Genomic DNA, 21,289 nt, shown 5'->3' on the forward strand with positions numbered 1-21,289 from the left:
GCGTGTCGCTCTCGCTCAAGGCCACCCAGGAGGACCCGTGGCAGGTCTTCGCCCGCACCCACGCCATCGGCCAGGTTGCACCGGGTAAGGTCACCAAGCTCGTTCCCTTCGGTGCGTTCGTTCGCGTTGCCGACGGCATCGAGGGCCTCGTGCACATCTCCGAGCTGTCGGGTAAGCACGTTGAGCTCGCCGAGCAGGTTGTCTCGGTTGGCGAAGAGGTCTTCGTCAAGGTCATCGACATCGACCTCGAGCGTCGCCGCATCTCGCTGAGCCTCAAGCAGGCCAACGAGGGTGTTGACCCCGAGGGTACCGAGTTCGACCCGGCACTCTACGGCATGCTCACCGAGTACGACGAGCAGGGCAACTACAAGTACCCTGAGGGCTTCGACTCCGAGACCAACGAGTGGCGCGAGGGCTTCGAAGCTCAGCGCGAGAAGTGGGAGCAGGACTACGCTGCCGCTCAGGCACGTTGGGAAGCTCACAAGAAGCAGGTCGCACAGGCCGCAATCGAAGAGGCAAACGCACCCGAGGCTCCGGCCGCCGGTTCGTCCTTCTCGAGCGAGTCCACCGGCGCCGGCACCCTTGCCGACGACGAGTCGCTCGCCGCACTGCGCGAGAAGCTCTCCAGCAACAACTAATTTTCTTAGTGGTTCGCTGAGCACTTCGCTTCAGTAAACAAACGGGCCGTTCTCCTTCGGGAGGGCGGCCCGTTTGTTGTACGTCCGGGGGTATGGTGGATCTGTACCAACCGCGAAAGGGCACAGCGTGTATCTGATCGGCCTCACCGGGGGAATCGCCTCCGGCAAATCCACCATCGCCAAGAGACTCAAAAAACGTGGTGCCGTGCACCTGGATGCCGACCGCCTCGCCCGCGAGGTTGTCGAACCGGGGGAGCCCGCACTCGAGCGGATCCGCGCACGCTTCGGCGATGCGGTGATCGCCGAAGACGGCTCGTTGAACCGCCCAGCGCTCGGCGCAATCGTGTTTACGGATCCCGCCGCGCTGGCCGATCTCAACGGCATCGTGCACCCCGCCGTTCAGGCACGGACCCGGGCCCTGTTCGCGGCCGCCGAGGCCGAGAACCCGAACGCGGTGGTCGTGTACGACGTGCCGCTGCTGGTCGAGGCCAAGCTGCCGTATGAGTTCGACGCCGTCGTCGTGGCCGAGGCGCCCGCCGAGGTGCGCATCGAGCGCATGGTGCGCCTCCGCCAAATGGAGCGCGCCGAGGCCGAACGCCGCATTGGGGCGCAGGCCACCGATGCCGAGCGTCGCGCCGTCGCGACCCACCTCATCGACACCGGGGGCACCCTCCTCGACACCCTGGCCACGGTTGATGCCTTCGCCGACACCGTGCCTGGCCTCGACACACGGGCATAACGAAGTTGATGCCTTCGCCAACACGGTGCCGGGCCTCGACACACGGGCATAACGAAGTTGATGCCTTCGCCGACACGGTGCCTGGCCTCGACACACGGGCATAAAGAGGGGCCCGGATGAGTAATCATCCGGGCCCTTCTTTCGTAACGATCGAGGCTAGTGGCGCGAGGCGGCCGTCTCATCGCGGTTGATCATCGCGAGGAAGATCACGGTGAGCAGCGACAGCACGATCAGCATGATGAACGTGACGTCCCAGCCGAAGGTGTGCACCACAAAACCGATACCGGTCGAGGCCATGGTGGCACCGATCACGTATCCGAACAGACCGGTGAAACCGGCGGCCGTTCCGGCGACGTGACGCGGGGAAAGGTCGAGTGCCTGCAGCCCGATCAGCATCACCGGGCCATAGATCAGGCCACCGATCAGGGTCACGGCGATCAGCGGGATCCACAGCGGTGCATCAGCCGGGAGCAGCCAGTACACCGCGGTCATGCCGGCCACCGCAACCATGAAGGCGATTCCGGTCATCGAGCGGTTACCGCGGAACACCTTGTCCGAGAGCACACCACAGAGAATGGTGCCACCGATACCGGCGAGCTCAAACAGTGAGAATCCGGCAATACCGCCCTCGACGCTGGCGCCGCGCACCTCAGAGAGGTAGATCGGGGTCCAGGTGAGGATACCGTAGCGCAGGGCATAGACGAACACGTTGGCCAGCGCGAGCAGCACCATGGTGCGGTTCGTGAGCACGTGCTTCTTGACGACGCTCCAGGTGCTCTCCTTGGACTCGGCATCCTCATCCACGCTCACCTTTGCGGGGTCATCCCGGAACTCCTCGATCGGGGGCAGGCCCTGTGACTCCGGGGTGTCCCGGATGGTGATGAACGCAAACACGGCCACGGCCAGCGCCACGAGCGCGGGCAGCCAGAATGCCGAGGTCCAGTCGTTGCCCGTCATCTGCAGACCCACCGCGGCCAGCACACCCACGGCGAATCCACCGACGTTGTGCGCCACGTTCCAGATCGCGGTCTTGATGCCGCGCTCGCTGGTCGAGAACCAGTGCACGAGCACGCGGCCGCTGGGAGGCCAGCCCATACCCTGGAACCACCCGTTGATGAACATCACCACCGCGAAGATACCGATCGAGGCGGTCACGGCGGGTACGAACGCAACAAAGAGGTTCGCCACCGCCGACAGCGCGAGGCCAATCGGCAGGAAGTAGCGGGCATTCGAGCGGTCGGACACGATGGCCGAGAAGAACTTCGAGAAGCCGTAGGCGATCAGGGTCGCGTTGGCGACGATTCCGACGCCGACCTTGTCAATGCGGCCCTCCTCGATGAGGAGGGAGGCAACCAGGGGCAGGTTGTTACGGATCAGGTAGAACCCGGCGTAGCCGATGAAGATTCCCATGAATACCTGCGTGCGCAGGCGCGGGTACTTCCGCGCGGCCTCCTCCGGGGAGACCCGCGGAGCGGGTGGTGGTGCGGCAAACAGGCGCAGTGCCCGCGTCGAGATCGACATTGATAGCGTCCTTTGGTCCGGGGCCCGCCCCCTCACCCCCGGATAGGGGCGATAGCAAGGCGTGACCGAAGCAACCATAGGCAGCTACGACGATTCGTCACGGATGCACGTCGCAAAACGAATGTTCGTCTGTCATCCCGGTGTGTCCGGGATTCTCGCGTTACGGGCGGTAATAGCCCGACGCTCTCGGAGGAAATCCAGGCGGAGGGACTATCGAACGCGCGCCTCGAGGAGCGCGACGCTCACCGTGCCGCCCTTCGTGGTGAGGTCACCCACGCGCTCGAACCCGAGCCGGGTGTGGAAGGCGAGCGAGCCCGGGTTGGGCGGATCGGTGTTCACCTCGCAGGTGACCGCGCCCAGGTCGGCGGCGCGGGCGGCGTCAAAGACCGCGGCGTAGAGCACCGGGCCGAGGCCCCGCCCCCGGGCGGTCTCCGCCACGATGATCCGGTCGACGTAGAGGAAGTCGCCTCCGCGCGCGGAGAACCAGGCGTAGTTTTCGCTCTCGTAGGCGGCACCAGGGGCAAAGGCAATGATTACGCCCAGGATTTCGGCGGGTGAATCAGAATCCACCACCGCGCGGGCGAGGTGGGAGGTCTCGATCAGGACGCGCAGTTCCGGGGTCGTGAGCGCGTTGACCGCGGGAACGGCCGCGTTGTTGAGCGTGAGGACCGCGGTGAGCTCGTCGGGGTTGGCGGAATCGAGGGGGCGGGTAGTGATGGCCATTCCTCAACCCTAACCGCCAGGCCCTACCCGCTCGTCCCTCTCGGCCTGGCCTAGGCCGCGGGCAGTGGCTCCAGCCCGGTGCGATTCACGCTGAGCTCCCAGATGCGCGCAGCCAGCTCGGCATTGCGCAGCTTGCGGGGCAGCCGCTCGCGTACCGGGGCACCGCGACTCGAAAGGAACCGCGGCCCCCAGAGCGTTCCGCCCTCCAGATCTTCCTGCAGGGTTGCGCGTACCGCGGGCCATGCCCCGGCGTCTTTCCCCTGAGAGAACAGTCTTGCGGGCACGGCCCGGTAGGCGGGCCAGGGCACATACGGGAGCGCGGGGCGGCGATCCGGCGCCAGCTCATCCATCGCGACACCGGGGTGTGCGGTAACGCTGGTGACCCCCGAACCCGCCGCGCGTAGGCGGCGATCCAACTCGAAGGCGGTGAGCATCTGGGCGAACTTGGATGCCGTATAGAACGGGAGTGAACGATAGGGCTGGCCCTCGTGGTTGACGTCTGCCGGGTCAAGCTTTGCGAGGGTGTAGCCGAGGCTGCCCATGGTCACGATCCGCGATCCCGGGGTGCGTTCAAGCGCCGGCAGTGCGCGGGCAATGAGCGCGAAGTTGCCCAGCTGGTTCGTTCCGAAAACCAGCTCGTCACCCGCGGGGGTCTTCTGGTGGACGTCCTGGGGCTTGAGACCGGCGTTGAGCACCAGGGCGTCGACCCGGCGCAGCGCGGAGATCTCCTCTGCGGCCGACTCGATCGAGCGTGCATCGGCGAGGTCGAGGCGAATGAAGCCCAGCTTCGCGGCGGGGTTCCTGATCGAGAGTGTTTCCAGCGCGCGCGTGGCGCGCTCCTCGCTGCGCGCGGCGATGATGACCTCCGCGCCGGTGGACGCCAGCTGCTCGGTGATGAAGTAGCCGATTCCCGCGGCTCCTCCGGTCACGACGAAGGTCTTGTTCGCGGCGCGGGGGAGGCGTTCCGGATTCCAGGTGCTCATGGGCTCACGTTAGCGGACATAACGAAAGGTTTGTAAGCATTGGGGTGCGCCGGCGGCGAACGCTTCGCCCGGTGTCGGTGGTGATCCGTAGACTGAGGGTATGGAACCCACCCGCTCCGTTCGTCCGTTCGAGGTCATCAGCGAATACACCCCGAGTGGTGATCAACCCACCGCCATCGCAGATCTCGCCGCGCGCATCAACGCCGGCGAGGCAGACGTCGTGCTCCTGGGTGCCACCGGTACCGGTAAGTCCGCCACCACCGCGTGGCTGATCGAGCAGGTGCAGCGCCCCACCCTTGTGATGGCGCATAACAAGACCCTCGCGGCCCAGCTCGCCAACGAGTTCCGAGACCTCCTGCCCAACAACGCGGTTGAGTATTTTGTCTCCTACTACGACTACTACCAGCCCGAGGCTTACGTCCCGCAGACTGATACGTTCATTGAGAAAGACTCCTCGGTCAACGCCGAGGTTGAGCGCCTGCGGCACTCCACCACCAACTCGCTGCTGAGCCGCCGCGACGTCGTCGTGGTCTCCACTGTCTCCTGCATCTACGGTCTGGGTGCGGCCGAGGAGTACTTAGACGCCATGGTGGCGCTGCAGGTAGGCGAAAATGTGGGGCGTGATCGCCTCATCCGCCGCTTCGTGGGCATGCAGTACAACCGCAACGACATCGACTTTTCCCGCGGCAACTTCCGCGTGCGCGGCGACACCATCGAGATCATCCCCGTGTATGAGGAGCTCGCGGTGCGGATCGAGCTGTTCGGCGACGAGATCGAGGCCATCTACTCGCTACACCCGCTCACCGGCGAGATCGTCAAGCAGCTCGATGCCGTTTCGATCTTCCCGGCCACGCACTATGCGGCGAGCCCCGAAACCATGCAGCGCGCGATGAAGACCATCGAGGAGGAGCTCGAGATTCGTCTCGCCGAGCTCGAGGGGCAGGGCAAGCTGCTCGAGGCCCAGCGGCTGCGCATGCGCACCACGTTTGACCTCGAAATGATGCAGCAGATCGGCTTCTGCTCGGGTATCGAGAACTACTCGCGCCACATCGATCAGCGCCAGGCGGGGGAGGCCCCCAACTGCCTGCTCGACTACTTCCCGGATGACTTCCTCACCGTCATTGACGAGTCTCACGTGACCGTGCCGCAGATCGGCGCGATGTTTGAGGGCGATGCCTCCCGCAAGCGCACCCTGGTCGATCACGGCTTCCGCCTGCCCAGCGCGATGGACAACCGCCCGCTGACCTTCTCTGAGTTCAAGAACCGCGTGGGCCAGACGGTGTATCTGTCGGCCACCCCGGGAAAGTACGAGATGGGCATCGCCGATGGCGTGGTTGAGCAGATCATTCGCCCCACCGGCCTGGTCGACCCCGAGATCGTGATCAAGCCGAGCGAGGGCCAGATCGACGACCTGCTCGAGGAGATCACCGCCCGCGCCGAGCGCGATGAGCGTGTCCTCGTCACCACGCTGACAAAGAAGATGGCCGAGGAACTGACCGACTTCCTCACCGAGGCCGGGGTGCGCGTGCGCTACCTGCACTCCGATGTCGACACCCTGCGCCGGGTCGAGCTCCTGACCGAGCTGCGCCAGGGTGTGTACGACGTCCTGGTGGGTATCAACCTGCTGCGTGAGGGCCTCGACCTCCCCGAGGTCTCGCTCGTCGCGATCCTCGATGCCGATAAGGAGGGCTTCCTGCGGTCGGCCACCTCCCTCATCCAGACCATCGGTCGTGCGGCGCGTAACGTCTCCGGCGAGGTGCACATGTACGCCGATAAGATCACGCCGTCCATGCGTCTCGCGATCGACGAGACCGATCGCCGACGCGAAAAGCAGGTCGCGTACAACCTCGAACACGGGATCGACCCGCAGCCGCTGCGCAAGAAGATCGCCGACATCACCGACCAGCTGCTGCGCGAGGGCGCCGACACCGCCGAGCTCCTCGTCGGCAAGCAGGGTGATAAGAAAAAGTCACCCACCCCGCGTCTGCGTCGCGAGGGCATCGCGGCCGAGGGGGCGGCCGAGCTGGAGTCGGTCATCGCCGACCTCACCGAGCAGATGCTCGCCGCCGCGGCCGAGCTGAAGTTTGAGCTGGCCGGGCGCCTGCGCGACGAGGTGCAAGACCTCAAGAAGGAGCTCCGCCAGATGGAGAAGGCCGGGCATATTTAGCTCGGGGATGCGCGGGATGCCGGGGGGAGTGCCACACTGGAATCATGATTCTTGAACACGCAGTGCTCCCGGTGGTTCCCGGCCGCGAGGCCGAGTTTGAAGTGGCCTTCGACCGGGCTCGCACGCTGATCGCGCAGATCTCCGGTTTCCGCGGGCTCGAACTGCGCCGCAGCCTCGAAACCCCGGAGCACTACCTGCTGCTCGTGCGGTGGGAAACCGTCGAGGATCACACCGAGGGGTTCCGGGGTTCACCGCAGTATCAGGGTTGGCGAGAGCTGCTCCACGAGTTTTACTCGCCGTTCCCCGTGGTGGAGCACTTTGTGGCCGTAGCCGAGGTCTCAGATCCCGGCCCGAGGGGCTAGCCCGGCTCGCGAACCTGTGGACTTAATTAGCGAAGCGTGTCCCCCGTTCAGGTGTCGCGGCCATCGGGCGTAGGATGACTCCATGCTGTCCGATTCATCATCCTCGCAAGGCCCCAAAACCTCCCGCCGCGGCGCGGAGAAGGAGCATCGGCGCGCGTCAGATGCGGGCGGACGAGGCGGCGGCGCTGTGCCGGGAAACCGCCGACACCGCGCACGTTTCGCGCTGCTGGCGGGGGCGATTCCCGTGGCCCTCATCGCGCTGCTCGCGATTCCCGGCGATGATGGCGTGCTGGGCGCCGTGGGTGCCGATGCTCGGGGTATCGAGCTCTCGGTGGCCGGTGCGTTTCACGCCAAGGCCGCCCCCGGCGGGGTGTCAAACTCGGCGGTGTACATCATCGGCGACTCCTACTCCCGAGACAGCGGGGCGAGCGATCCGCAGCACGACAATATGCACCTCGTCGCCGCGCACTTCGGGTGGCCGGTAGACAACCTCGCCGTGGGCGGGGTCGGATACGGGGTGTCCATCGAGGGATCAAACAGTCAGGGTGAGTGTGGGCAAACCCGTTGCCCCTCGTATCTGGAACAGATTGCGCAGATTCCCGCCACCGCCACCCGAATCCTGGTGAACGGCGGCAAAAATGAGGTCAACGTCGACGAGGCCGACTCTGATGCGCACATCGACACGTTCTATGCGATGCTGCGTGCCGCGCACCCGACCGCCGATATCGTGGCGACCAGCCCCCTCTGGCAGCAGGAGGATGAGCCCGATTCGATGGCGCACATGCGCGCACGGGTCGAGGCCGATGTGGAGGCCATTGGGGGGAAGTATCTCGATCTCGGCCAGCCGCTGGTGTCGGAACCCGACCTGATTTCCGACGATGGGGAACACCCCAACGATGACGGTCAGGCCGTACTCGCCGGTGCCATCGTGAACGCGTTCACGAAGCTGGGGGATCGCGAGTGGACCACGGCGAAGGGCATCCAGCCCGTGCCCGCCCCCACGCAGCCGTAGCCGGGTTTCGCCAAATCGGTGCCCGAGCGAAACGCAATGTCGGTGGTGCCGCGTAGACTGAGCGGGTGTCGATCCAACTGCCTGATTCCCTGAATTCGCTTAGCGTCCGTGGCGCACGCGTGCACAACCTGCGCGACGTTAACCTCGAGATTCCCCGCAACTCGCTCGTGGTATTTACCGGCCTCTCCGGCTCCGGTAAATCCTCGCTCGCGTTCGATACCATTTTCGCCGAGGGGCAGCGCCGCTACGTCGAGTCGCTCTCGGCGTACGCCCGCCAGTTCCTCGGGCAGGTGGATCGTCCCGACGTCGACTTCATCGAGGGGCTGAGCCCCGCGGTGTCGATCGACCAGAAGTCGACGAACCGCAACCCGCGCTCCACGGTGGGTACCATCACCGAGGTGTGGGACTACATGCGTCTGCTGTGGGCTCGCATCGGTATCGCGCACTGCCCCGAGTGTCACGAGCCCATCCAGAAACAGACCGTACAGCAGATCGCCGATCAGCTCATGGAGCTTGAAACCGGCACCCGCTACCTCATCATGAGCCCGGTCGTGGTGCAGAAGAAGGGCGAGTTTGTTGACCTCTTCGCCGAGCTCGTGGCCGCCGGCTTCTCCCGCGCCCTCGTCGACGGCGAGCAGATTCAGCTGAGCAGCCCGCCCACCCTGAAGAAGAGCTACAAGCACGACATCTCGGTCGTTGTTGACCGCCTGGTGGCCGGCCCTGAGCTCCTCGGCCGCCTCACCGACTCCCTCGAAACCGCGCTGCGCCTCACCGACGGTATCGTCCAGGTCAGTTTCGTGGATCGCGAGGGGGAGGATGCCCTCCGCAGTTACAGCGAGAAGCTTTCCTGCCCGAATAACCACCCGATCTCGCTCACCGAGATCGAGCCGCGCACCTTCTCATTCAACGCGCCGTTTGGTGCCTGCCCCGAGTGCTCGGGCCTCGGTACGCGCATGAGCGTCGATGAAGAACTCCTGGTCGGAGACCCGGAGGCAAGCATCAATGGTGGGGCAATCGTGCCCTGGTCCACCCAGGGCAAGGGTCTCTACCAGTACTACGAGAAGCTCCTGGTGGGCCTTGCCGACGACCTCGACTTCTCGCTGAACACCCCCTGGAATCAGCTTCCCAAGAAGGTACAGGAGGCCGTCCTCCGCGGCAACAACTTCTCCGTCAAGGTCCGCTACAAGAACCGCTTCGGTCGCGAGATGACGTACTCCTCCGGCTTCGAGGGCGTGATGCCCTATATCGAGCGTCAGTACCTGCAGGCCGAAACCGATACCCAGCGCCAGCGCTGGACCGAATACCTGCGCGAGGTGCCCTGCCAGGTGTGCGCGGGGAAGCGCCTGAAGCCCGAGGTGCTGGCCGTGCTCATCAACGGCGAGAACATTTCCGACGTGGCCGAGCTCAGCCTGACCGACGCCCGCGCCTTCATGGAGACCCTGACCCTCTCCGAGCGTGAGGCAAAGATTGGCGCCCAGGTGCTGCGCGAGATCAAGGTGCGCCTCGACTTCCTGATCCAGGTTGGCCTGAACTATCTGAACCTCGCCCGATCCGCCGGCTCGCTCTCCGGTGGAGAGGCCCAGCGCATCCGCCTGGCCACCCAGATCGGCTCCGGCCTGACCGGCGTACTCTACGTGCTGGACGAGCCGAGCATCGGTCTGCACCAGCGCGATAACCGCCGCCTGATCGAAACGCTCGTCGCGCTGCGCGACCTCGGTAACACCCTGATCGTGGTGGAGCACGATGAAGACACCATTCGCACCGCCGACTGGATCGTCGACATCGGCCCCGGTGCCGGCGTCAACGGTGGCCGCGTGGTCCACTCCGGTGGCTACAAGGAGCTGCTGGCCAACACCGAGTCCGTGACCGGAGACTACCTCTCGGGTCGCCGCGCGATCGCTCCGCCGAGCGTGCGCCGGCCGATTGATAAGCAGCGCATGCTGCACGTTATCGGCGCAACCGAGAACAACCTCAAGAACGTCAGCGCGGACTTCCCGCTCGGCGCTTTCGTCGCCGTGACCGGTGTCTCCGGCTCGGGAAAGTCCACCCTGGTGAACGACATCCTGTACCGGGTGCTCGCGAACAAGCTCAACGGCGCCCGTCGCGTGGCCGGAAAGCACACCCGCATCACCGGGCTCGAGCACCTCGACAAGGTCATCCACGTTGACCAGGCCCCGATCGGCCGCACCCCGCGCTCGAACCCCGCCACCTACACCGGCGTGTTCGACAAGATCCGCAACCTCTTCGCCGAAACGCAGGAGGCCAAGGTCCGCGGCTACCTGGCCGGACGCTTCTCCTTCAACGTCAAGGGCGGGCGCTGTGAGGCCTGTGCGGGTGACGGCACGATCAAGATCGAGATGAACTTCCTGCCGGACGTCTATGTCTCCTGCGAGGTGTGCCATGGCGCGCGCTACAACCGGGACACCCTGGCCGTGCACTACAAGGGCAAGAACATCTCCGAGGTTCTCGACATGCCGATCGCCGAGGCGGCCGACTTCTTCGAGCCGATCTCGGCCATCCACCGCTACCTGAAGACCCTCGTGGAGGTGGGGCTGGGCTACGTCCGACTGGGGCAGAGCGCGACCACGCTCTCCGGCGGTGAGGCGCAGCGTGTGAAGCTCGCGACCGAGCTGCAAAAGCGCACCAACGGGCGTTCGGTCTACGTGCTGGATGAGCCGACCACGGGTCTGCACTTCGAGGACGTGCGCAAGCTCCTGCTGGTGCTGGATGGCCTGGTGGACAAGGGCAACACGGTGATCACGATCGAGCACAACCTCGACGTGATCAAGTCCGCCGACTGGATCATCGACATGGGCCCCGAGGGTGGTGCTGGCGGTGGCACGATCATTGCCACCGGTACCCCCGAGCAGGTTGCCGAAAACCCGGCGAGCTTCACCGGCATGTTCCTCAAGGAGATCTTTGAGCTGAACCCGGAGCGCTTCGAGCGGGTGCTGCCCAAGGCAACCGCCACCGCCCCCGTCGCTGCGAAGAAGACTCCCGCCAAGAAGGCGACGACGGGGAAACCCGCGGCGAAGTCGGCCGCGAGCACCGCGGCCGCGAAGACCACGGAGAAGCCTAAGCGGGCACGCTCCTCGAAGGTCGTGACCACCCGCGTAGCCCCGACCAAGACGCGGAAGACGGGTACCGACTCCTAAATGAGCGACGTCCTCAGCTATCGTCCGAAGGCGGGGGAGATACCCACGAGCCCCGGCGTGTATCGGTTTTCCGACGCGTCGGGGCGGGTTCTCTATGTCGGAAAGGCGAAGAACCTCCGGCAGCGCCTGAGCAACTACTTTGCGCCGCTGCGCAGCCTGCACGAGCGTACCCGGCGGATGGTGACCAGCGCGGCGAAGGTCGACTGGACCGTGGTCGGCAGCGATATCGAGGCGCTGCAGCTCGAGTACACCTGGATCAAGGAGTTTGATCCGCCCTTCAACGTCAAGTTTCGCGACGATAAGACCTACCCGTACCTGTGTGTGACCCTCGGCGAGGAGTCGCCGCGGGTCATGGTTACGCGCAACCACAAGATCCGTGGTGCCCGGTACTTCGGCCCGTACCCGAAGATCTGGGCCGTGCACGAGACCATGGACCTCATGGTCAAGGCCTTCCCGATTCGTACCTGTAATGACGCGAACTATAAGCGTGCCATGCAGACCGGGAAGCCGTGCTTTGCCGGGCAGATTGGGAAGTGCGGCGGGCCGTGCTCGGGAAAGGTGACCATCGAGGAGCACCGCGAGCGGGTGAACGACTTCGTGTCGTTCCTCGCCGGCGGTGACCGCCGGTTCGTGACCGAGTTCACCAACAAGATGAAGCAGGCCTCGGCCGAGCTCGACTTCGAAAACGCCGCCCGCTACCGCGACACCCTGCTCTCGCTTGAGGCCGTGCTTGAAAAGAGCGCGATGGTGCTGCGGGACTCTCTCGATGCCGATGTCTTTGGTGTGGTGCACGATGAGCTCTCGGCCGCCGTGCACCAGTTCATGGTGCGTGGGGGTCGCATCCGCGGTGTGATGAGCTGGACGGTGGATAAGGAGCTTGAGCTTTCGACCGGTGAGCTGGTGGACGGCCTGCTGCAGCGCGTCTACGCGAGTGCCGACCGGGTGGATATTCCGCGCGAGATCATCGTGCCAGAACTGCCCGAGGACGTGAGCGAGCTCGAGGAAATTCTCGCCGAGCGCCGCCACGCAAAGGTGCGGATCAAGACCCCGCAGCGCGGCGAAAAGGCCGCGCTGATGCAGACCGCGCAGATCAACGCCGCCGGGACGCTCAAGCTCTACAAGACGCGCCGCACGGCCGATTTCGCGGCTCGCTCCCAGGCTCTGGCGGACATCCAGGAAGCCATCGGGATGGATCAGGCACCGCTGCGCATCGAGTGCTACGACGCCTCGCACCTGCAGGGTACAAACATCGTGGCCTCGATGGTGGTGTTTGAGGACGGCCTGCCGCGTAAGGACCAGTACCGCCGCTTCAACGTGGCCGAGTCCACCGATGACACCGACTCGCTCTACCAGGTGCTCTCGCGCCGCCTGGCGTACCTGGGCGAGCCCGAGGAGCCCGTTCTCGAGGCCGCCCTCGCCGCCGGCCCCGCGGCCCCCTCGGGCACCGATGCGGACGGGGAGGCCCTGGCGATCGCGGCGGAGATCGTCGCGAAGCCGAAGAAGTTTGCCTACCCGCCCCAGCTGCTGATCGTCGATGGCGGCCAGCCACAGGTGGCCGCGGCGAAGCGCGCGCTCGAGGATTCCGGCCAGACCGGCATCCAGCTCGCCGGGATCGCGAAGCGACTCGAGGAGCTGTGGTTGCCGGATAGCGACTACCCGGTGATTCTGCCGCGCAACAGCGAGGCTCTGTTCCTCATTCAGCGTCTGCGAGACGAGGCGCACCGGTTCGCAATCACGCACCAGCGTTCGCGTCGCAAGCGGGACATCACCACGATCCTGGGTGAGATCCCGGGCCTCGGCCCCGCCAGAATCTCGGCGCTGCTGAAACACTTTGGCTCGGTTTCGCGGCTGCGCGAGGCCGATGCGGTGGCGATTGCCGAGGTGCCGGGCTTGGGGGAGACCCTGGCCGAAACCATCGTTTCGACGCTGGCGGCCCCGCGGGAGAAGTAGCGAGCGCCCGCCCTGGGTGCGCGCTGAGCGCCGGTTTGTGGACCCCGTTTCCCGGGCCCCTGAGCCGGCACCGCTCGCGCTTGGCTCGTGTGAACGCTACTCTGGGAGTTTCCGCCGGACGACTGTGAATGTGCTCGAACTTTCGCACAGCGGTCGCGGCTCAAGAGATCCCCGGAAACCCGGGGCGACACGCCGTAACGGCGCAGATACTTACAGTGTCCCTCGAATGGGGCACGCGGGATCCCACGGAACCGCGCCGCGCCGGATAAGCTAGACGATGCCCACGAACCAAGACGGGGCAGAAAGGGTAGGCCATGAACGTCCAAGCCGAAGGAACACCCCAGCAAGAGGTGCTCATCGTTACCGGCATGTCCGGTGCGGGGCGATCGACCGTGGCCAACGCCCTCGAAGACCTCTCCTGGTACGTGGTGGACAATCTGCCCCCGCAGATGCTGCGGCCGCTGATCGACCTGGCCGAGCGCGCCGAGGGTGCGCTCCCCAAGATCGCGGTGATCGTCGATGTGCGCGGTCGTGATTTCTTTGGCGACCTGCAGTCAATGATTCAGACGCTGCGCGAGGGCACCCTGTTGCGGGTTTTGTTCCTCGATGCGTCGGATACGGTGCTCGTGCGTCGCTTTGAAGCGGTCCGCCGACCCCATCCGCTGCAGGGTGGAGGCACCACCCTGGACGGAATTGCATCCGAGCGTGCACGTTTGGCCACAATTCGTGAATCCAGTGACATGGTGATCGACACCTCCGAGCTGAATGTCCACCAATTGGGCGGAAAAATCCGCGACTATTTCGCGGCCGAAGGTACCCCCGGCGTCACCCTCACGGTGATGAGTTTCGGGTTCAAATATGGAATACCGACGGACGCCGATATGGTTGCTGATGCACGTTTTATTCCGAACCCCTTCTGGGTGCCGGAGCTACGCCCGCTTACCGGGCAGGATGCTGCGGTCAGTGAGTACGTGCTCTCCCAGCCTGGAGTCGAGGAATTCGTCTCCAGCTACCTGAACGTGCTGGAGCCGGTTCTCGCCGGCTACCAGCGTGAAAACAAGCGGCACGCCATGCTCGCGATCGGCTGTACGGGTGGTAAACACCGTTCCGTCGCCATCGCGACCAAGATTGCCGCTGCCCTGGCCGCGTCTCCGGGCGTCGCAGTGACACTGTCTCACCGCGACCTGGGGCGCGAGTAGTACCGGGCAGAACTTACCCTTTCAGAGATTCAACGATTGGAACACGCGTGGCATTGACCGACGAGGTCAAGAAAGAACTCACCTCGGTTGTCTCACCCAAGACAACCGTGCGCGCAGCGGAGCTCACCAGCATCCTGCGCTTTAGTGGCGGACTTCACCTGATTAACCAGCGCCTGGCCATTGAGGCCGAGGTTGACACCCCCGAACTTGTTCGCCGCGTCCGGAAGGACCTGGCGGAGCTCTTTGGCATCCGCAGCGAGGCCGGCCGTATGGCCCCCTCGGGATCGCGCCGAAACGAGTTCTTCCTCATTCGAGTGCTGGATGGCGAGACCCTTGCCCGGCAGACCGGTCTGATGGACCAGCGTCGTCGCCCGGTTCGCGGCCTCCCGAACCGACTGACCACCGGTGGCCGCGAGGAGCTCGCGGCGATCTGGCGCGGCGCCTTCCTGGCTCGCGGAACCCTCACCGACCCGGGTCGCAGCGCGGCCCTGGAGGTCACCTGCCCCACCGGCGAGTCTGCAATGGCGCTCGTGGGTGCTGCCGGTCGCCTGGGCATCCCCGCCAAGGCGCGCGAGGTGCGCGGCATCAACCGCGTCGTGATCCGCGACGGTGAGGCCATCGGTGCCATGCTGATCGCGATGGGTGCCGCGGGAACCGTCGCCGAGTGGGAGGCCCTGCGCCAGCGCCGCGAGGTGCGGGCGACCGCCAACCGCCTGGTGAACTTCGATGACGCCAACCTGCGCCGCTCCGCGCAGGCCGCCGTGGCCGCCTGTGCGCGGGTCGAGCGGGCCATCGAGATCCTCGGTGAGGAAATCCCGGACCACCTCAAGTACGCCGGTCAGCTGCGCCTGACCCACCGCGAGGCCAGCCTCGACGAGCTGGGTCAGCACGCCGAGCCGCCGATGACGAAGGACGCGATCGCGGGCCGGATTCGTCGTCTGCTCGCGATGGCCGACAAGCGCGCCACGGACAAGGGCATCCCCGGTACCGAGGCAAACCTGCCCGCGGACATCGACGCGGTGTAATTTCAGTAATTTCTCGATATCGAGAAATTATCGGGGGCAACTTCCGGTTGCCCCCGATAGGCTGAGTATGTGACTCAGTGGTTCGCCCCCAAATGCGAACCCCACAAAAGAGGAGATAGGTTTATGGCTATTTACACCCTTCCCGACCTGGGCTACGACTACGGCGCTCTGGAGCCCGCAATCAGCGGCGCAATCATGGAGCTGCACCACTCGAAGCACCACCAGGCATACGTCACCGGCGCGAACACCGCCCTCGAGCAGCTCGCCGAGGCCCGTGACTCCGGCAACCTCGCAAACGTCAACAAGCTGCAGAAGGACCTCGCGTTCAACCTCGGTGGCCACATCAACCACTCGATCTTCTGGACCAACCTGTCCAAGGACGGCGGGGACAAGCCCGTTGGTGAGCTCGAAAGCGCCATCAACGATTTCTTCGGTTCGTTCGACAAGTTCCAGGCTCACTTCACCGCCGCGGCGCTGGGTGTGCAGGGTTCTGGCTGGGCCGTTCTGGCCTGGGACGCCGTGGGTCAGCAGCTGATCGTTCAGCAGTTCTTCGACCAGCAGGCAAACTTCCCCGCCGGCATCATTCCCGTTCTGATGCTGGATGTCTGGGAGCACGCCTACTACCTCGACTACCGCAACGTTCGTGCAGACTACGTGAAGGCGTTCTGGACCATCGTTGACTGGGAAAACGTGCAGCAGCGCTTCGAAAACGCACGCTCGAACGCAAACGGACTCCTGGTACTGTCTTAAGGGACAGAGAAGTCCCGGATAGCACTCGCTGTCCGGGACTTTTTCGTTTGCGCACTGTTCACCACAGAAAAATAGCAGCGCTTCGGCGCTCCAGCGACAGGAGAAATCCTTTGACCGTCAAGATCGGTATCAACGGCTTTGGCCGTATTGGCCGTAACTACTTCCGCGCCGCCCTCGCCAAGGGCAGCAACATCGAGATCGTCGCCGTGAACGACCTGACCGACAACAAGACCCTCGCGCACCTGCTGAAGTACGACTCCATCACCGGTCGCCTCGATGCAGAGGTTACCTACAACGAGAACGAGATCGTTGTGAACGGCAAGGCCATCAAGTCCTTCGCCGAGCGCGACCCCGCAAACCTCCCCTGGGGCGAGCTGGGTGTCGACATCGTGATCGAGTCGACCGGTTTCTTCACCAAGGCCGAGCTCGCTCAGAAGCACATTGACGCCGGTGCCAAGAAGGTACTGATCTCGGCTCCCGCTTCGGGCGACGCCGCGACCTTCGTCATGGGTGTTAACGAGCACGAGTACGACCCGGAGAACCACCACATCATCTCCAACGCGTCCTGCACCACCAACTGCCTGGCCCCGCTGGCGAAGGTCTTCAACGACAACTTCGGCATCGAGACCGGTCTGATGACCACCGTGCACGCGTACACCGCAGACCAGAACCTGCAGGATGGCCCGCACAGCGACCTGCGTCGCGCCCGCGCCGCCGCCGTCAACATCGTGCCGACCTCGACCGGTGCCGCCAAGGCTATCGGCCTGGTTCTGCCCGAGCTGAAGGGCAAGCTGGATGGCTTCGCTCTGCGCGTTCCGGTACCCACCGGTTCGATCACCGACCTGACCGTGACCACCTCGCGTGAGCTCACGATCGACGAGATCAAGGCTGCCTACAAGGCCGCTGCTGAGTCGGGTCCGCTCAAGGGCATCCTGAAGTACACCGAGGACGAGATCGTCTCGAGCGACATCGTGACCGACCCGCACTCCTCGATCTTCGACGCCGGTCTGCTGCGCGTCCAGGGCAAGCAGGTCAAGCTGTCGTCCTGGTACGACAACGAGTGGGGCTATTCCAACCGTCTCGTAGACCTCACCGTCTACGTCGCGGATAAGCTCTAACCACCAACTAGCAGCAAAGGAACCCCGCGAGCATGACGCTTCGTACTCTGGACTCCCTGGGAGATCTCGCCGGCAAGCGCGTGATCGTCCGCTGTGATCTGAACGTCCCTCTGTCGGACGGCAAGATCACCGATGACGGCCGCATCCGTGCGTCCCTGCCCACGCTCAACACGCTCATCGAGCGTGGTGCGCGGGTTGTGATTGTTTCCCACCTCGGCCGCCCCAAGGGCGAGCCGGAGGACCGCTACAGCCTCGCTCCGGTGGCCGCTCGTCTGAGTGAGCTGCTGGGCCGCGAGGTGGCCTTCGCGTCGGACACCATCGGTGCCTCCGCCGCCGAGGCCGTCGCGGGCCTCGAGAACGGATCCGTTGCGCTGCTGGAAAACCTGCGCTTCAACGCCGGTGAGACCGCGAAGGACGACGCCGAGCGCGCCGCCTTCGCGGCCTCGCTGGCGCAGTTCGGAGACGCTTTTGTCTCCGACGGATTTGGTGTTGTTCACCGCAAGCAGGCGAGCGTTTACGAGCTCGCCGGCCTGCTCCCCAGCGCTGCCGGCCTGCTGATTGCGGCCGAGCTCGACGTGCTTGACCGCCTGACCGAAACCCCCGAGCGTCCCTACGCGGTCGTGCTGGGTGGCTCGAAGGTGTCGGACAAGCTCGGCGTGATCGGTCACCTGCTGCCGCGCGTTGACCGCCTCCTGATCGGTGGCGGCATGCTCTTTACCTTCCTGGCCGCTCGCGGTTACAAGGTGGGTTCGAGCCTCCTCGAGGCCGACCAGATCGACACCGTTCTGGGGTACCTCGCTGAGGCCGAAAAGCTCGGTGTGGAGATCGTTCTGCCCACCGACGTGATCGTCGCGGAGAAGTTTGCCGCCGACGCCGCTCACGAGGTGCGCCCGGTCGACTCGATCGAGGACACCGCGTTCGGTGCCTCCGGCATCGGACTGGACATTGGCCCGGACACCGCCGCCGCGTTCGCGCAGGCCGTGGCCGGCTCCAAGACCGTCTTCTGGAACGGCCCGATGGGTGTGTTCGAGTTTGAGGCCTTCTCCGGCGGAACCCGCGCGGTTGCCGAGGCCCTCACCGCTGTAGACGGCCTGAGCGTTGTGGGTGGTGGCGACTCCGCCGCCGCCGTGCGCGCGCTCGGATTTGCAGACGATCAGTTTGGTCACATTTCAACCGGCGGTGGCGCGAGCCTCGAATTCCTCGAGGGTAAGCGCCTGCCTGGACTGGAGGTCCTCGGATGGTAGCCACCCGTACCCCGCTCATCGCGGGTAACTGGAAGATGAACCTGGATCACCTCCAGGCCATCGCGTTCGTTCAGAAGCTCGCCTGGGCCTTGGATGATGCCAAGCACAGTGAGGCGGACGCCGAGGTTGCGGTTTTCCCGCCCTTCACCGATCTGCGCAGCGTACAGACCCTGATCGCCGCCGACAAGCTGAAGATCGCCTTCGGTGCACAGGACGTCTCGACGCAGGAGTCGGGCGCCTACACCGGCGAGATCTCGGCCGCTTTCCTCGCAAAGCTCGACGCTCAGTACGTGATCATCGGTCACTCGGAGCGTCGCACCCTGCACAACGAGGGCGATGACGTTGTCGCAGCCAAGACCGCCGCCGCACTCAAGCACGGTCTGGTTCCGGTCATCTGCGTCGGCGAGACCGCCGAAGACCTCGAGAAACACGGACCGAGCGCCGTGCCGGTTGCTCAGCTGGAGGAGGCCCTGGCCTCGGTTTCGGCCGACTCCGACATCGTCGTGGCTTACGAGCCCGTCTGGGCCATCGGCTCGGGCAAGGCCGCCACGCCCGAGCAGGCAGAGCAGGTCTGTGCCGCCCTGCGTGAGAGCCTCCGCGCTCGTCTCGGTGACGCGATCGCCGACCGCACCCGCATCCTCTACGGTGGTTCGGTCAAGGCCGCAAACATCGCCGGTTTCATGCGTGAGCCCAACGTGGACGGCGCTCTCGTCGGTGGCGCAAGCCTCGACGTGGACGAGTTCGCCGGGATCGTTCGCTTCCGTCAGCACGTCGGAAGCTAGCGAACCGCACAATTTCGTCGGTCCCGGCAGAAATGCCGGGACCGATTTGTGTTTGATACGCGTCGCCTGGTCCCGAAAGGGTATCGGACGCGATAAGCTGAATCAGTACGGCCGCAGACAGGGTTTGTGGCCACGTTATACTTGACCGGATCGCGTGGATGCGCGTTCGGCACATGAAAGGTCCTTCGTGGAGATTCTTCAGATCGTTCTGCAGGTGCTGCTGGGCATTACCAGCCTCCTGCTCACCTTCCTTATCCTGCTGCACAAGGGTCGCGGAGGCGGTCTCTCCGACATGTTCGGTGGTGGCGTTTCGTCGAACCTCGGTGCATCCGGTGTGGCCGAGCGCAACCTGAACCGGATCACCGTGATCCTCGGTCTGGTGTGGTTCGTCGCGATCGTGGCTCTGGGCCTGATCACGAAGTTCCAGTCGGTTATCTAACGTTCCGCACTCTGCATTTCTCAGACTGAGCGGTATAAGGAGTAAACATGGCTACCGGAGGTAGTGCAATTCGGGGTTCTCGCGTCGGTGCGGGCCCCATGGGCGAGCAGGATCACGGCTTCCACGCGGATCGCGTGGCGGTCTCCTACTGGGATGCCCTGGGCAACAAGACCGTTCGGTACTTCGCGGCAAACCTGCCCGACGAGGAGATCCCCGAGACCATCGACAGCCCCACCAGCGGCCTGCCCGCCGGTCGGGACAAGGAGAACCCGCCGGCGCTGGCCAAGCTGGAGCCCTATAAGACGCACCTCGCGTACGTGAAGGAGCGTCGCACCGAGGAGGAGGCAGCCTCCCTCCTCGAGGATGCCCTGACCGCCCTGCGCGAGCGTCGCGGTACGGCTTCGCCGCGCAAGTAGTTTTCACCTGAGGTGCCCCGGGGTTTTCCCGGGGCACTTTGCGTTTCCGCCGACCGCGCGTGCCGTTCTTCTGGGCATCGTGCAAATCCCCAGCCAGAGCGGGCACGATTCGAGGGTTGCCCGCGAACCCGCCGGTAACGGTCGGACAGCGTTGTGATGGCTTCGGGGGACACATGAGTAATGGGCGTACGACTACCCGCGCGGGACGAGCGATGGGGGCCGGAGTGCTTATCGGGGTGTGTTCCCTGCTGTTCTCCGGCTGTATGGCACAGGTCGAAATCGAGTCTCGGGGCGGCGACCTTGAGGGTGTGAGCATTGAGGGCCGCGAGTCCGTGGTTGCGCAGCTCGATTTTGACACCGGGGCCGTGCAGCTGCCGCTGGATCAGTTTTCGGCGGACGCCCCCGAGTTTACGAGTCGAATGACCGCGGCAATGGAGACGCTGGTGCAGCGCTGTCTGGTGGAGCGCGGGTTCCCCGGTCCCGTCACCATCGAGTCAAAGGTCTCGGAGGAGGGCCGCACGTTCGGCGCGTGGAGCGTATCGAAGGCGGCGGCATTCGGGTTCGCGGGGGAGCCTGAACGCACCGCCGAGGATGCCGTGCCACGCGGGGCCGGCTACGACGAGGCGTTTGGATCGTGTCTCGACGACATGAGGAATTCGCTCCGGTCTGAGTTCAGCTATACGGATGCGGCGAATATTGATCGGCAAATCTCCACCGCTGCCTATGGGCTGACCGTGCAGTCGGCTGCGGGCAAGCAGGCCTACGAGGATCGCGCGCTGTGTGCCGAAAGCAAGGGCATCGTGATGGATCCCGATCGAATCAGCGCATCCGTCCAGTATTACGAGGAAGCTCCCGACATGCAGATTCGCACCGCCACGGCGTTCGCGGAGTGTTCGGTATCGACGGGGGCGGTGCAGACGCTCTTTGACCTGATGGCGCGGTACCAGACCGCGATGATTGAGCGGTCTGCGGGCGCGCTCAGTGAGCATCAGAAGAAGCTCGCCGAGATTAGCGCGCGCTTCGACGCGATCATCAGCGGCGCGGAGGTGCCCGAGTGAACGGGCGC

At 64.9% G+C, this 21,289-nt stretch carries 19 protein-coding genes; 16 read left to right on the plus strand and 3 right to left on the minus strand.

Annotation, left to right across the window (positions count from 1 at the left end):
* Window positions 1-638: S1 RNA-binding domain-containing protein (locus D9V32_RS12955; RefSeq protein ID WP_121649342.1), on the plus strand; the 638-nt coding region annotated here is incomplete at its 5' end.
* A 127-nt stretch (window positions 639-765) separates the two neighbouring features.
* Window positions 766-1,377 (plus strand): dephospho-CoA kinase, encoded by a 612-nt coding sequence (gene coaE, locus D9V32_RS12960; protein ID WP_121649343.1) that lies wholly within the window; start codon window positions 766-768, stop codon window positions 1,375-1,377.
* Window positions 1,378-1,533: 156 nt separating this feature from the next.
* Here the strand turns inward: coaE and D9V32_RS12965 are convergent, their stop codons facing one another.
* From D9V32_RS12965 to D9V32_RS12975, 3 genes are all read right to left on the minus strand, one after another.
* Window positions 1,534-2,898, minus strand: a complete 1,365-nt coding sequence (locus tag D9V32_RS12965; RefSeq protein ID WP_121649344.1) for an MFS transporter — start codon at window positions 2,896-2,898, stop codon at window positions 1,534-1,536.
* A gap of 210 nt (window positions 2,899-3,108) precedes the next feature.
* A complete protein-coding gene (locus tag D9V32_RS12970; RefSeq protein WP_121649345.1) occupies window positions 3,109-3,621 on the minus strand; it encodes a GNAT family N-acetyltransferase in 513 nt (170 codons plus the stop codon).
* 50 nt (window positions 3,622-3,671) lie between these two features.
* Window positions 3,672-4,604: an SDR family NAD(P)-dependent oxidoreductase gene (locus D9V32_RS12975; RefSeq protein ID WP_121649346.1), complete on the minus strand. Its 933-nt coding sequence runs from the start codon at window positions 4,602-4,604 to the stop codon at window positions 3,672-3,674.
* Window positions 4,605-4,704: 100 nt separating this feature from the next.
* Between D9V32_RS12975 and uvrB the strand changes: the two genes are divergently transcribed.
* The 14 genes from uvrB to D9V32_RS13045 all read left to right on the plus strand — a co-directional run bounded on the left by uvrB (window position 4,705) and on the right by D9V32_RS13045 (window position 21,281).
* On the plus strand, window positions 4,705-6,771 hold the full coding sequence (uvrB, locus tag D9V32_RS12980) for an excinuclease ABC subunit UvrB (protein WP_121649347.1): 2,067 nt from the start codon (window positions 4,705-4,707) through the stop codon (window positions 6,769-6,771).
* A 44-nt stretch (window positions 6,772-6,815) separates the two neighbouring features.
* The gene (locus D9V32_RS12985) at window positions 6,816-7,133 is read left to right on the plus strand and encodes an antibiotic biosynthesis monooxygenase family protein (protein ID WP_121649348.1); all 318 of its coding nucleotides are present in this window, start codon (window positions 6,816-6,818) and stop codon (window positions 7,131-7,133) included.
* A gap of 82 nt (window positions 7,134-7,215) precedes the next feature.
* Window positions 7,216-8,145 carry an SGNH/GDSL hydrolase family protein gene (locus tag D9V32_RS12990; protein WP_121649349.1) on the plus strand — a complete coding sequence of 310 codons (930 nt, stop codon included), beginning with the start codon at window positions 7,216-7,218 and terminating at the stop codon, window positions 8,143-8,145.
* Window positions 8,146-8,210: 65 nt separating this feature from the next.
* Window positions 8,211-11,300, plus strand: a complete 3,090-nt coding sequence (gene uvrA, locus D9V32_RS12995) for an excinuclease ABC subunit UvrA (protein ID WP_121649350.1) — start codon at window positions 8,211-8,213, stop codon at window positions 11,298-11,300.
* The gene (gene uvrC, locus D9V32_RS13000) at window positions 11,301-13,250 is read left to right on the plus strand and encodes an excinuclease ABC subunit UvrC (RefSeq protein WP_121649351.1); all 1,950 of its coding nucleotides are present in this window, start codon (window positions 11,301-11,303) and stop codon (window positions 13,248-13,250) included.
* A 314-nt stretch (window positions 13,251-13,564) separates the two neighbouring features.
* Entirely contained in the window at window positions 13,565-14,449 is an 885-nt protein-coding gene (rapZ, locus tag D9V32_RS13005; protein ID WP_121649352.1) for an RNase adapter RapZ, read from the plus strand.
* Between the two features lie 47 nt (window positions 14,450-14,496).
* Window positions 14,497-15,474, plus strand: coding sequence for a DNA-binding protein WhiA (whiA, locus tag D9V32_RS13010; RefSeq protein WP_121649353.1), 978 nt, complete (start codon window positions 14,497-14,499; stop codon window positions 15,472-15,474).
* A 123-nt stretch (window positions 15,475-15,597) separates the two neighbouring features.
* Window positions 15,598-16,224 carry a superoxide dismutase gene (locus tag D9V32_RS13015; protein ID WP_121649354.1) on the plus strand — a complete coding sequence of 209 codons (627 nt, stop codon included), beginning with the start codon at window positions 15,598-15,600 and terminating at the stop codon, window positions 16,222-16,224.
* Window positions 16,225-16,334: 110 nt separating this feature from the next.
* Window positions 16,335-17,342, plus strand: coding sequence for a type I glyceraldehyde-3-phosphate dehydrogenase (gene gap / locus D9V32_RS13020; protein WP_121649355.1), 1,008 nt, complete (start codon window positions 16,335-16,337; stop codon window positions 17,340-17,342).
* 32 nt (window positions 17,343-17,374) lie between these two features.
* Window positions 17,375-18,586 carry a phosphoglycerate kinase gene (locus D9V32_RS13025; RefSeq protein WP_121649356.1) on the plus strand — a complete coding sequence of 404 codons (1,212 nt, stop codon included), beginning with the start codon at window positions 17,375-17,377 and terminating at the stop codon, window positions 18,584-18,586.
* Complete coding sequence (gene tpiA, locus D9V32_RS13030; RefSeq protein ID WP_121649357.1) at window positions 18,580-19,368, plus strand: triose-phosphate isomerase; 789 nt, start codon at window positions 18,580-18,582, stop codon at window positions 19,366-19,368. Before D9V32_RS13025 ends, tpiA begins: the two co-directional genes overlap by 7 nt.
* 187 nt (window positions 19,369-19,555) lie before the next feature.
* On the plus strand, window positions 19,556-19,807 hold the full coding sequence (gene secG, locus D9V32_RS13035; RefSeq protein WP_121649358.1) for a preprotein translocase subunit SecG: 252 nt from the start codon (window positions 19,556-19,558) through the stop codon (window positions 19,805-19,807).
* A 47-nt stretch (window positions 19,808-19,854) separates the two neighbouring features.
* Entirely contained in the window at window positions 19,855-20,223 is a 369-nt protein-coding gene (locus D9V32_RS13040) for an RNA polymerase-binding protein RbpA (RefSeq protein WP_121649359.1), read from the plus strand.
* Between the two features lie 263 nt (window positions 20,224-20,486).
* The gene (locus tag D9V32_RS13045) at window positions 20,487-21,281 is read left to right on the plus strand and encodes a hypothetical protein (RefSeq protein WP_147440484.1); all 795 of its coding nucleotides are present in this window, start codon (window positions 20,487-20,489) and stop codon (window positions 21,279-21,281) included.
* Window positions 21,282-21,289 lie beyond the last annotated feature (8 nt).

The sequence above is a fragment of the Mycetocola tolaasinivorans genome (assembly GCF_003667565.1).
Classification (GTDB): Bacteria; Actinomycetota; Actinomycetes; order Actinomycetales; family Microbacteriaceae; genus Mycetocola; species Mycetocola tolaasinivorans.

Excerpts from the sequence above, each read along its gene's own strand:
- D9V32_RS12990 (WP_121649349.1), top strand. The coding sequence starts at position 7,216 with ATGCTGTCCGATTCATCATCCTCGCAAGGCCCCAAAACCTCCCGCCGC.
- D9V32_RS13025 (WP_121649356.1), top strand. The coding sequence starts at position 17,375 with ATGACGCTTCGTACTCTGGACTCCCTGGGAGATCTCGCCGGCAAGCGC.
- D9V32_RS13015 (WP_121649354.1), top strand. The coding sequence starts at position 15,598 with ATGGCTATTTACACCCTTCCCGACCTGGGCTACGACTACGGCGCTCTG.
- D9V32_RS12970 (WP_121649345.1), bottom strand. The coding sequence starts at position 3,621 with ATGGCCATCACTACCCGCCCCCTCGATTCCGCCAACCCCGACGAGCTC.
- D9V32_RS13045 (WP_147440484.1), top strand. The coding sequence starts at position 20,487 with ATGGCACAGGTCGAAATCGAGTCTCGGGGCGGCGACCTTGAGGGTGTG.
- D9V32_RS12985 (WP_121649348.1), top strand. The coding sequence starts at position 6,816 with ATGATTCTTGAACACGCAGTGCTCCCGGTGGTTCCCGGCCGCGAGGCC.
- uvrC (WP_121649351.1), top strand. The coding sequence starts at position 11,301 with ATGAGCGACGTCCTCAGCTATCGTCCGAAGGCGGGGGAGATACCCACG.
- D9V32_RS12975 (WP_121649346.1), bottom strand. The coding sequence starts at position 4,604 with ATGAGCACCTGGAATCCGGAACGCCTCCCCCGCGCCGCGAACAAGACC.
- rapZ (WP_121649352.1), top strand. The coding sequence starts at position 13,565 with ATGAACGTCCAAGCCGAAGGAACACCCCAGCAAGAGGTGCTCATCGTT.
- D9V32_RS13040 (WP_121649359.1), top strand. The coding sequence starts at position 19,855 with ATGGCTACCGGAGGTAGTGCAATTCGGGGTTCTCGCGTCGGTGCGGGC.
- D9V32_RS12965 (WP_121649344.1), bottom strand. The coding sequence starts at position 2,898 with ATGTCGATCTCGACGCGGGCACTGCGCCTGTTTGCCGCACCACCACCC.
- uvrB (WP_121649347.1), top strand. The coding sequence starts at position 4,705 with ATGGAACCCACCCGCTCCGTTCGTCCGTTCGAGGTCATCAGCGAATAC.
- tpiA (WP_121649357.1), top strand. The coding sequence starts at position 18,580 with ATGGTAGCCACCCGTACCCCGCTCATCGCGGGTAACTGGAAGATGAAC.